This window comes from Hyunsoonleella aestuarii (assembly GCF_006148925.1).
In the GTDB taxonomy this organism is placed as follows: Bacteria; Bacteroidota; Bacteroidia; order Flavobacteriales; family Flavobacteriaceae; genus Algibacter_D; species Algibacter_D aestuarii.
On the sequence record NZ_VAWB01000001.1, the window covers coordinates 1,507,521 to 1,518,964 of the forward strand.

Annotated in this window: 10 protein-coding genes and 1 riboswitch; of the genes, 7 read left to right on the forward strand and 3 right to left on the reverse strand. The window is 34.0% G+C overall.

Annotation, left to right across the window (positions count from 1 at the left end; genetic code table 11):
- Positions 1-3 precede the first annotated feature (3 nt).
- The 6 genes from FEF17_RS06770 to argH all read left to right on the forward strand — a co-directional run bounded on the left by FEF17_RS06770 (position 4) and on the right by argH (position 6,249).
- Positions 4-1,197: a glutamate-5-semialdehyde dehydrogenase gene (locus FEF17_RS06770; RefSeq protein ID WP_139001586.1), complete on the forward strand. Its 1,194-nt coding sequence runs from the start codon at positions 4-6 to the stop codon at positions 1,195-1,197.
- Positions 1,198-1,962 carry a glutamate 5-kinase gene (gene proB, locus FEF17_RS06775; protein ID WP_139001587.1) on the forward strand — a complete coding sequence of 255 codons (765 nt, stop codon included), beginning with the start codon at positions 1,198-1,200 and terminating at the stop codon, positions 1,960-1,962. It begins immediately after the preceding gene.
- A gap of 57 nt (positions 1,963-2,019) precedes the next feature.
- Positions 2,020-2,958 carry an N-acetylornithine carbamoyltransferase gene (locus tag FEF17_RS06780; protein ID WP_139001588.1) on the forward strand — a complete coding sequence of 313 codons (939 nt, stop codon included), beginning with the start codon at positions 2,020-2,022 and terminating at the stop codon, positions 2,956-2,958.
- Between the two features lie 76 nt (positions 2,959-3,034).
- Complete coding sequence (gene argB, locus FEF17_RS06785; protein WP_139001589.1) at positions 3,035-3,811, forward strand: acetylglutamate kinase; 777 nt, start codon at positions 3,035-3,037, stop codon at positions 3,809-3,811.
- The gene (locus FEF17_RS06790) at positions 3,812-4,879 is read left to right on the forward strand and encodes a M20 family metallo-hydrolase (protein WP_139001590.1); all 1,068 of its coding nucleotides are present in this window, start codon (positions 3,812-3,814) and stop codon (positions 4,877-4,879) included.
- 95 nt (positions 4,880-4,974) lie between these two features.
- Positions 4,975-6,249, forward strand: coding sequence for an argininosuccinate lyase (argH, locus tag FEF17_RS06795; RefSeq protein ID WP_139001591.1), 1,275 nt, complete (start codon positions 4,975-4,977; stop codon positions 6,247-6,249).
- On the opposite strand, the gene ppgK is transcribed toward argH, so the two are convergent.
- From ppgK to FEF17_RS06810, 3 genes are all read right to left on the reverse strand, one after another.
- The gene (ppgK, locus tag FEF17_RS06800) at positions 6,246-7,001 is read right to left on the reverse strand and encodes a polyphosphate--glucose phosphotransferase (protein WP_139001592.1); all 756 of its coding nucleotides are present in this window, start codon (positions 6,999-7,001) and stop codon (positions 6,246-6,248) included. The two genes, argH and ppgK, sit on opposite strands and share 4 nt — an antisense overlap.
- Positions 7,002-7,187: 186 nt before the next feature.
- Positions 7,188-8,306: a 3-isopropylmalate dehydrogenase gene (gene leuB, locus FEF17_RS06805; protein WP_139001593.1), complete on the reverse strand. Its 1,119-nt coding sequence runs from the start codon at positions 8,304-8,306 to the stop codon at positions 7,188-7,190.
- 48 nt (positions 8,307-8,354) lie between these two features.
- On the reverse strand, positions 8,355-9,530 hold the full coding sequence (locus FEF17_RS06810; protein ID WP_139001594.1) for a 2-isopropylmalate synthase: 1,176 nt from the start codon (positions 9,528-9,530) through the stop codon (positions 8,355-8,357).
- A gap of 149 nt (positions 9,531-9,679) precedes the next feature.
- On the opposite strand from FEF17_RS06810, the gene FEF17_RS06815 reads away from it, so the two are divergent.
- Positions 9,680-11,230 (forward strand): hypothetical protein, encoded by a 1,551-nt coding sequence (locus FEF17_RS06815; RefSeq protein WP_139001595.1) that lies wholly within the window; start codon positions 9,680-9,682, stop codon positions 11,228-11,230.
- A gap of 78 nt (positions 11,231-11,308) precedes the next feature.
- Positions 11,309-11,411: riboswitch (SAM riboswitch) on the forward strand.
- Positions 11,412-11,444 lie beyond the last annotated feature (33 nt).

Consider the following 11,444-nt stretch of genomic DNA (forward strand, 5'->3'; position numbering starts at 1 on the left):
AAGATGAACACGCTATTATCCATAGAAAAGAGAAATGCTGTTTTATTGAAAATGGCAGTGTTGTTAGAGCAAGAACGACAGGCTTTAATTGATATTAATAAAGTTGATTTAGATAGTTATACTGGTGATGATATTTCTATGTTCGATCGTTTGAAAGTTGACAATGCTAAAGTTGATGAAATGATTAAGGCGGTTACACATTTAGCATCTCAAGTAGATCCCGTTGGTGTAGAACGTTTTAGCTTTAAACACAAGAATGGGATGCAGGTTTACAATAAAACGGCGTCTTTTGGAACGGTGCTGATTATTTACGAATCTCGTCCAGATGTCACTGTTGAGGCAGCAGGAATTGCATTTAAATCAGGTAATAAGATTTTACTAAAAGGTGGCAAAGAGTCCTTACGTTCTAATTTGAAAATCGTGGAGCTTTGGCATCAAGCTCTTAAAGAACAAGACACTTCAACCGATTGGGTTGAGTACTTACAATTCAATAGAACAGAAACACAGGCTTTTTTAGAAAAGCCATCACAGAAAGTTGATTTAATTGTACCGCGTGGAGGTGAACGATTAATTGATTTTGTGAAAGAACATGCTACATGTCCAGTTATTATTAGCGGACGTGGTAATAATTTTGTCTACGTTCATAAGGAAGCTGATTTAAATATTGCTCTTGAGGTTATCATGAACGGGAAGTCTAAAATTTCAGCGTGTAATGCAGTCGATAAAGTATTGATAGATAAGAATCTTTCAAATAAAGATGAATTTGTAACAAATTTAATTTCAAAATTAAAAGCATCTAACATTGAAGTTTTGGGAGACGAAAGCATTTCAAAAGAAAATGGTATTGAAGCTATCACGTCAGATGCTATTTGGTATGAAGAGTTTTTAGATTATAAAATATTAATTGGTGAAATTGCGTCAAATCAAGATACAATTGCCATGATTAATAAATACTCTGGTGGGCATTCATCATCTATCATTACAACAAATGAAGCAGAAGCACAATTATTTATGGAAAACGTAGATACGGCTGCAGTATATCATAATGCTTCTACGCGTTTTACTGATGGAGGACAGTTAGGTTTGGGAGGTGAATTAGCCATAAGTACAGATAAATTACACCAACGTGGGCCAATTGGTTTACAGCATTTGGTAACAAATAAGTGGTACGTTCATGGTAACGGACAAATAAGATAGATGCAAAAAAAGAAACGCATATTACTAAAAGTAGGTTCGAATACCTTAACTAAAGAAACCGATAATATCTCAAGAGGTAAAATCGAAGATATAGCAAATCAAATTGCACAGCTTCAAGATACTTGCGAATTTATTATAGTAAGTTCTGGTGCCATTGCCGTTGCTAAACAATTTGTAAAATTGGAAAGCAAACGAAAACCTATTTTTGTAAAGCAAGCTTTAGCTTCCATTGGTCAGCCTCATTTGATAAGAATTTATCAAGAGATCTTTAGGGAATACGGATTGTTAAGTTCACAGTGTTTATTGTCTTATTCCGATTTTGAAAAGAAGGAAAGCAGAACTAATATAATGAATACAGTTAATGTATTGGTTAATAATAATTACATACCTATTATTAATGAAAATGATACGGTGGCAACCGATGAGATTAAGTTTGGAGACAATGATAAATTAGCTGCATTAACAGCATCACTTTTAGATGTGGATTTGTGTGTTATTGCGACCAATACTAATGGGATTTACACCAAAGCATCTATAGAGAACGGAACTCCTGAAACCATAGGTTTGGTTGAAGATTTTGAAGCTTTGAGAACCGAGGTTGTAAGCTCAAAATCCTCTCATGGTAGTGGCGGGATGCAAAGTAAAATAGAAGCGGCCGAAGTAACTAAAAAGGCAAATATCGAAACCTGGATTGTAAACGGATTGGAAGACAATTTCCTAGTAAATGCTATAGAAGATAAAGTATCGTTCACAAAAATAAAATGATTTGTATGGTCGGGCTAGATTTATTTTAGCAATCTTATTTAAAAAAGAAACATAATAATGAAACATTATACATCCATAGAAGATATAGAAGATATTAATTCATGGATTGCCGAGGCAAAAGCGTTAAAAGGTAGTCCTTTAAAACATGTCGAACTTGGAAAAAACAAGACCATAGGTTTGTTGTTTTTTAATTCCAGTTTGCGCACACGTTTAAGCACACAAAAGGCTGCCTTAAATTTGGGTATGAATCCTATCGTTATGAATGTTTCTGGTGATGCATGGGGTATTGAGTTTGGTGATGGAACGGTTATGAATGGAAATAAAGCAGAGCATATAAAAGAGGCAGCGGCAGTTGTTTCTCAATATTGTGATATCATAGCCGTTAGAGCGTTTCCCACGTTAACGGATAAAGCAAAAGATGAAAGTGAGCAAGTAATGAATGCATTTAAAAAATATGCCTCAGTTCCCATTGTGAATATGGAAAGTGCTACAGGGCATCCATTACAAGGTTTAACCGATGCGCTTACAATTGCAGAACATGCAAAAGTTGATCGACCAAAAGTAGTATTGAGTTGGGCACCACATATTAAAGCGTTACCACATGCCGTAGCGAATAGCTTTATTCAAGCGATGCAAAAAATGGATGTTGAGTTTGTTATTGCAAACCCAGAAGGTTACGATTTAAACCGTGAAATCACAAAGGAGACGCCAGTTTATCATAACCAAGAAGAAGCTTTTAAAGATGCCGATTTTGTCTACACTAAAAACTGGAGTTCTTATGAAGATTATGGAAAAGTAAATAATACCGACCCTAGTTGGATGATAACTAAAGATAAAATTGGAAAAGCTAAATTCATGCATTGCCTGCCTGTAAGACGAAATGTTGTTGTTGAAGATGCCGTTTTAGACACAGATAGTGCTTTGGTTATAGAGCAAGCAAATAACCGAACTTATGCCGCTCAATTGGTGCTTAAAAAGATATTAGAAAACTTATAAAATTTTCGTCATTCTGAACTTGATTCAGAATCTTATAATGTCAGGTAGAGTGCAGCCGAGACTTAAAATTAAACAAATGGAAAAATTATCCATCGTTAAAATAGGAGGAAATATTATTGAAGATCAAGCGTCTCTTGATGTGTTTCTTAAATTATTTTCTAATCTTGAAGGTAAGAAAATTTTAGTCCATGGTGGCGGAAAGCGAGCAACACATATCGCTTCTAAATTAGGGATTGAGTCTAAAATGATAAACGGTCGGCGCATTACAGATGCCGCCACTTTAGAAGTCATTACCATGGTCTATGGTGGTTTGGTTAATAAAAATGTAGTTGCAAAATTACAAGCTTTAAATACGAATGCCATTGGATTAACAGGAGCAGATGCTAATAGTATAAAGTCCAATAAAAGACCCGTAAAAGATATTGATTTCGGTTTTGTTGGCGATGTAAAAGAAGTTTCCCATACTGCAATTGATAAATTAATACAAGCCAATTTTACACCCGTATTTTGTGCAATTACGCATGATGGGGAAGGGCAGTTGTTAAACACTAATGCCGATACTATTACCTCACAAGTAGCCGTTGGAATGAGTAAGTTATATGAAACTTCAATCTATTACTGTTTTGAGCTAATTGGTGTTTTAAGAGATATAAATGACAAAGATTCGGTAGTCAAGCATATTGATTCTAATACCTATCAAGATTTGTTAGAAAAAGGTATTATTGCAGATGGTATGCTGCCAAAACTAGAAAATTGTTTTGATGCCTTGTATGGAGGAGTACATGAAATAAACATGGGAAACACCTCGATGTTAACTCAGGAAAATGATAATTTCACAAAAATAACCTTGTAAATGGGACTAGAGAAATTAACATCAGATGCTATTCAGCTCTTAAAAAAGCTTATCGAAACCCAGTCTTTTTCTTCGGAAGAAGATTTAACAGCTGGACATATTGAAGCTTGGTTTAAAGAATACAATATAAATTTTAAGCGTACAAAAAATAACGTTTGGGCAGTCAATAAACATTTTGAAGCCGGCAAGCCAAATTTGTTGTTAAACTCGCATCATGATACGGTAAAACCCAATTCAGCGTATACTAAAGACCCATTTAAAGCCATCGTGGAAGATGGCAAATTATTTGGGTTAGGCAGTAATGACGCCGGAGGTTGTTTGGTGTCTTTAATCGCAACTTTCACCCATTATTACAATTACGAAAATTTAAAATATAATTTGGTAATTGTCGCTTCCGCGGAAGAAGAAAGTAGCGGCCCAAAAGGATTAAATAGTATGTTGTCTATTATTCCCGAGGTAGATGTTGCCATTGTAGGAGAGCCAACATTAATGAATTTAGCCGTAGCCGAAAAAGGTTTAGTAGTTTTTGATGCAGTTATTGAGGGCACTCCTAGCCATGCAGCACATCCAAACGATAATAATGCGATTTATAACAGTATTGAAGCCCTAAAATGGTTTAAAGATTTAAAGTTCGAAAAAGGTTCTGATGCTCTTGGCGACGTCAAGTTAACGGTTACACAGGTTAATGCTGGATCACAGCATAATGTGGTTCCCGGTCATGTAGATTTGGTTATTGATGTTCGTGTAAACGATGCTTATAGCAATACAGAAATCGCTGAAATTTTACAAAAGAAGGCTCCAGTTACAAGTATTACGCCACGTAGTTTACGTTTAAATTCATCTTCAATTCCTATGGAACACGATTTGGTAAAAGCAGGACTCGCTATGGGAAGAACAAGCTATGGGTCGCCAACATTGTCAGATCAAGCGGTATTATCATGTCCGAGTTTAAAACTAGGACCCGGAGATAGTACAAGGTCGCACTCGGCAGATGAATTTATATATATACACGAAATAGAAGAAGGTATAAAAATTTATATTGAATTGTTAAATCGAGTAATCGTATAACGGTTCTGTCATTCCCGCGAAGGCGGGAATCCAATAAAGTAATAGTAAAATTTAAAAAGATTCCCGCCTTCGCGGGAATGACAAAATTAGAAAACATGAAACTCTGGGATAAAGGCATTTCAATAGACAAAAAAATAGAACAATTTACCGTTGGTAACGACCGAGAAATTGATATTCATATTGCGAAATACGATGTTATAGCATCCAAAGCACATGCTAAAATGCTTCAAAAGATTGGTATTATAACTGTTGAAGAGTTGGTTGAATTATTAACGGGATTGCAGACTTTAGAAAAGCAAATAGAAGAAGGTGCTTTTGTCATAGACGAACAATTTGAAGACGTACATTCCAAAATAGAGTTTGAATTAACAAAATCTCTCGGAGAAGTTGGAAAAAAAATCCACACCGCAAGGTCGAGAAACGATCAAGTTTTAGTGGCTTGTAATTTATATTATAAGGACAATCTCAAGCTCATTAAATCTAAAACAAAAAAGCTTTTTGATACACTTTTAAACCTAGCAGAAGTTTACAAGGAAAAAGTGTTACCTGGTTACACCCATTTACAAGTAGCCATGCCTTCATCATTTGGGTTGTGGTTTTCGGCTTATGCTGAACTCATGATTGATGATGTTTATTTATTAAATGCAGCTATTAAAACTGTTGACCAAAATCCATTAGGCTCAGCGGCGGGCTACGGAAGTTCATTTCCTATAGATAGAGAACTAACTACCAAAGAAATGGACTTCGCCGATTTAAAATATAATGTGGTTGCTGCTCAAATGGGAAGAGGTAAAAACGAACGAACCATTGCCGCTACTCTGGGAGGTTTAAGTAATACCTTAGCACGTTTTGCTATGGACGTTTGCTTGTATATGAGTCAGAATTTTGCATTTATTTCATTTCCAGATGAATTAACCACGGGCAGCAGTATTATGCCGCATAAAAAGAATCCAGATGTGTTTGAATTAATACGTGGTAAGTGTAATAAAATACAAGCCTTACAAAGCGAAATGATTTTAATAACCAATAATTTGCCAAGTGGATATCACAGAGATTTTCAGTTGTTGAAAGAAAATATGATTTCAGCTTTTGAAGAGTTGAAAGATATCTTAGATATTTTCAATTATTCTATCCAACAAATTATTGTAAAAGATGTGGATATAAATGACGATAAATACAAATATTTATTTACTGTAGATAACATTAATACACTTGTGGTAGAAGGTCAAAGTTTTAGAGAAGCCTATCAAAAAATTGGCGGGCAAGTGCAAGATGGGACTTATGTTCCAGACACCTCTAAAAAGCACACGCATATTGGCAGTATTCATTATTTAGGTTTAGATAAGATAAGGGCTAAATTTCCAGTTTAAACATTGTTTTTATTAGACGGTTTTAATGCTGCTACTGCTGCCCCTATTAATCCTGCATGATTACCTAATTTAGCAGGTATTAGAGGTGTGTCAATATTAATCCATTTTTTGAATTCATTAAAATCTTTAGAGGTACCACCACCCAAAATAATATGGTCGGGACAAAAAATAGTTTCAATTAATTCTAAAAAGACATTAAAACGTTTGCCCCATTTTTTAAAGCTTAAATTCTTTCGTTCCTTAATAGAAGCCGCTGCCCATGACTCAATTTTTTTATATTTTTTATATGGAATTTGGCCTAACTCAAAATTTGGAATCAATTCTCCATTGTAAAATACTCCACTTCCAAGTCCAGTCCCAATGGTTATCATAATTACCAGTCCAGGTTTGTTTCTGCCAATACCATAATTCATTACAGCATAACCCGCAGCATCAGCGTCATTTATAACTGTAACTGGCAAACCACAAGCTTCGGAGAATAAATTTTCGACGTCAACATCTTTCCAACTGGGATGTAAATTACCCGATGCTTTACAAACTCCTTTTTTAATAATTGATGGAAATCCACAACCCACATCCCCCTTATAATTAAAATGGTCAACAATAGATTTAAATGTTTTAGCCATTGCTTGAGGCTTACGAGAGGCAGGCGTGGGTATTCTAAAACGGTTACTTAAGATTTCCCCAGTTTCAGAATCTACCAAGGCGCCTTTCATGCCAGAACCGCCAATATCTATTCCAAGAATTTCCATAAATTGATTATTTAATAGAACTCTTAAAAGATACGAAGATTCTGAAATATAGAGGGCTGAAGATTAATGAGTGTATTTTTTTAGAATGAACAGTACCAAAAAATGAAAAAGCGCATTGGTTACAATGCGCTTTTATTAGGAATCCAATAGTTTAGTTTAATATGCTTGGTGACTAACTCAAAATAATTAAATAATTGTGGATTGTCCTAAATGAATATTTTTAAAGTTTAAATTCGTTTCTTCCGGGTTATTAATAAAATCTTCAATAAAATCACCCACTTTCGAGGTGGAGATATTATCGTATTTTGTATTTAAATCTGGGGTCGTAATTTGTAGTTTTATCGATTTATCTACCCCTTTTCTTACGAGTGCTGCTTCATCATCTAAACCAAAATGGTCCAATAGCATCGCTGCCGATAAAATTGAAGCAATAGGGTTTGCAATTCCTTTATTAATAGCTTTTGTATAGGCGCCATGAATGGGCTCGAACATAGCGTGTTTATCTCCAATAGATGCCGAAGCTAACAGGCCAATAGATCCCACTATTACACTTGCTTCTTCCGATAAAATATCGCCAAACATGTTTTCGGTTAAAATAACATCAAACTGTCTTGGGTTAATTATAAGTTGCATAGTGGCATTGTCTATATATAAATACTCCACCTTTACATTTGGGTACTTGGGGGCTAATTCTTGCACCACACGTCTCCATAAACGCGAACTTTCTAAAACGTTAGCTTTATCTACTAAAGTTAATTTACGCTTTCTAGATTGCGCCGCTTTAAACGCCATATGTGCTACACGTTCAATTTCAAACCTTGAATATTTACAAATATCGCTTGCGGTATTACCGTCTTCGCTTAAAGTTTTATCTCCAAAATAAATACCACTTGTAAGTTCTCTGTAAATTACAAAATTGGTGTCTTTTATTTGGCGTTTCTTTAATGAGGATTTGTTTAGTAAATCATCATAAGCAATAATAGGCCGAATGTTGCCATATAAATCAAGTAATTTTCTAATACCTAAAAGACCTTGCTCTGGCCTTATTTTAGCATTTGGGTCTAAGTCGTATTTACGCTCACCAATAGCGCCAAATAAAATAGCATCTGCCTCTTTGGCAATTTTTATAGTTTCATCTGGAAGCGGGCTTCCTGTTTTTTTAATCGCCGCACCGCCAACTAAACCTCTTTTAAAATTAAATATATGATCGAATTCTGTAGCTATAGCATTCAAAACCTTTACGGCTTGTGCTGTAACTTCAGGACCAATACCATCGCCAGGTAATAAGGCAATATTTAATTTCATTAGTTTTCTTTTTTCTATTATTCCTGCTTGCGAAGGAATTTGTTTTATTTATGCAGAAGTAATTTCGTTATATACTTTACTGTTTTCTATTATTTGATGTATATCGTTATCGTCAACCTCTTTTTTCTTGTCTGCAAAATCTAAAAAATTTGAGTAGATTTCATCTAATTGTAACTTGGTTAATTCATAGCCAATATTTTTTGCTCTATAGGCTAATGCAGCTCTACCACTGCGGGCAGTTAATACAATAGCAGATTCTGTGACACCAACATCTTTAGGGTCTATAATTTCGTAAGTTTCACGATTTTTTATAACGCCATCTTGATGAATTCCAGAGCTATGTGCAAAAGCATTTGCACCCACTATAGCCTTGTTTGGTTGAGTATAAATACCCATACTGTCTGATACCAATTGACTAATGCCGTAAAGCATTTCTGTTTGAATGCCCGTATCGAGATTTAAGTAGGGGTGTTGTTTTAAAATCATGACAACTTCTTCAAGAGCTGTGTTTCCTGCACGCTCCCCAATACCGTTAATTGTACATTCAATTTGTCTTGCCCCATTTATAACCCCCTCTATAGAGTTTGCAGTTGCTAAACCTAAATCGTTATGGCAGTGACAAGAAATAATAGCTTTTTCAATGCCTTTTACATTCTCTTTTAAATACTTAATTTTCGCACCATATTCACTTGGTAAACAGTAGCCCGTAGTGTCTGGAATGTTAAGTACAGTCGCTCCAGCTTTTATTACCGCCTCACAAACACGAGCTAAATACTCATTATCTGTTCTACCTGCATCTTCAGCATAGAATTCAATGTCTTCAACAAAAGATTTTGCATAACTTACAGCTTTAACAGCACGTTCAATAATATCTTCTTGTGTTGACTTAAACTTAAATTTTATATGAGAATCTGATGTTCCAATACCGGTATGAATCCTTGGAGTCTTTGCATATTTTAAAGCTTCGGCAGCAACTTTTATGTCATTTTCAACCGAACGTGTTAGTCCGCATACCGTAGCGTTTTTTACTATTTTAGAGATTTCTTCAACCGATCTAAAATCGCCAGGACTTGACACTGGAAAACCTGCTTCAATGATGTTAACACCTAAATTATCAAGCTGTTCTGCAATAACTAATTTTTGGTCAGTATTTAATTTACAACCAGGCACTTGTTCGCCATCTCTTAGTGTTGTATCGAAAATTTGTACGTTATTATCAGACATTTATTAAAATATATTTTCGTATTCTTATACGAATGTATATTTTGGTTTCGTAAATGATGCTACTCCTATAACAATTTTTACGATGTTTAACTGGTTTGTTATTTATTTAAATAATTGATAATCAATTTTTTAAAACTGTTTTTGTGACTATGACAAGAGAGCAAAAAGATAATTTATTTGTACTGGTTAAATCGCTTTCTAAATCCGAGAAAAGACAATTTAAGCTTTATGTTGGTAGGTTAGGGGTTAATGAAGACTCTAAATTCTTATTGCTTTTTAATATTCTTGATAAACTTAAAACTTACGACGAGGGAGTTATTTTAAAGAAGGGCATAGTTAAAAAACAGCAGCTTTCTAATCTAAAAGCGCATCTTTACAAGCAAATACTCATTAGTTTACGGTTAAACCCATCTCATCAAAATATTAGAATTCAGATTCGCGAACAATTGGATTTCGCCACAATTCTTTACCACAAAGGGCTCTACAAACAAAGCTTAAAAATATTAGATAAAGCCAAAAATTTAGCTATTGCAAACGAGGAGAAAAATGTAGCATATGAGATTGTTGAGCTTGAAAAAGTTATCGAATCGCAATATATTACAAGAAGTATTAGTAATCGAGCTGATGAGTTAACCATACAGGCAAAGGAATTAAGTTTACAGAATGTTTTAGCAAGTAAATTATCCAATTTGTCGTTGCAACTATATGGACTGTTTTTAAAAACGGGCTATGTAAAGAATGATGAGGAATTTCAAATTATTGACAAATATTACCACGATAGATTGCCCAAATATGATATTAATAAATTAGGTTTTCGTGAAAAATTGTGGCTCTATAAAGCCAAATTATGGTACAGCTTCTTAACAGTTGATTTTTTATCGTGTTATAAATATGCCTCAAAATGGGTTGATTTATTTTATGAAAATAAGGATATGATTATCCTCAATCCTGTATTTTTTTTAAGAGGAAATCATTATTTATTAGAAGCTTTATTTTATTTACGACAATACGATAAATTCAAAGAAACATTAGCCAAATTTGAAACGGTTACTCAGGAAAAATGGTTTCCGTTAGATGATAATAATGAAAGTTTAGCCTTCCTGTATATCTACAATAATAAATTTAATTTGCATTTTATTGAAGGTAGTTTTAAAGAAGGATTACCGTTAATTGATGAAGTTTTAGAAAAGCTAAAAGATTTTAATAATCGCATCGACGAACATCACATTATGGTATTTTATTATAAAATGGCAAGTATGTATTTTGGAGCAGGAGAAACGAAAAATTGTATTATTTATCTGAATAAAATAATAAGTAATAAATCGCTTCAAATGCGAGAAGACTTATTATGTTTTTCAAGAATCTTAAATCTTGTAGCACATTACGAAGCAGGCTTAGATTATAATTTGGATGTTTTAATTAGAAGTACGTATAAATTTTTAATTAAGATGGAGGACTTGTATGAGGTGCAAAAAGAGTTTATTAAATTTTTGAGAGGTTTAGGTGATATTTATCCGCACGAGGTAAAGGGTGAGTTTATTAAATTACTCAATAAGTTGAAAGAGTTCGAGAATGACCCTTATCAAAGTCGTGCATTCCTGTATTTAGATATTATCTCTTGGTTGGAATCTAAAATTCAGAATAAATCAATTGGAGAAATCATAAGAAGCAAATTTCATAATAGTTTGGCTAAAAACTAAAAATAGTCCTCCAAAAATTTGGATATTAACTTTTTCTAACTGAATATTTGTATCCACAAAGTTCAAGCACTTATTGAAATGTTATCAAGAAAGGTGGAGGGAATAGACCCTTTGAAGCCTTAGCAACCTCCCGATTTTTCGGGGAAGGTGCTAAATTCTACCCATAATGGATAGATAACCTAACGAATTTACACACTGTAAGTTCTTAATTTCT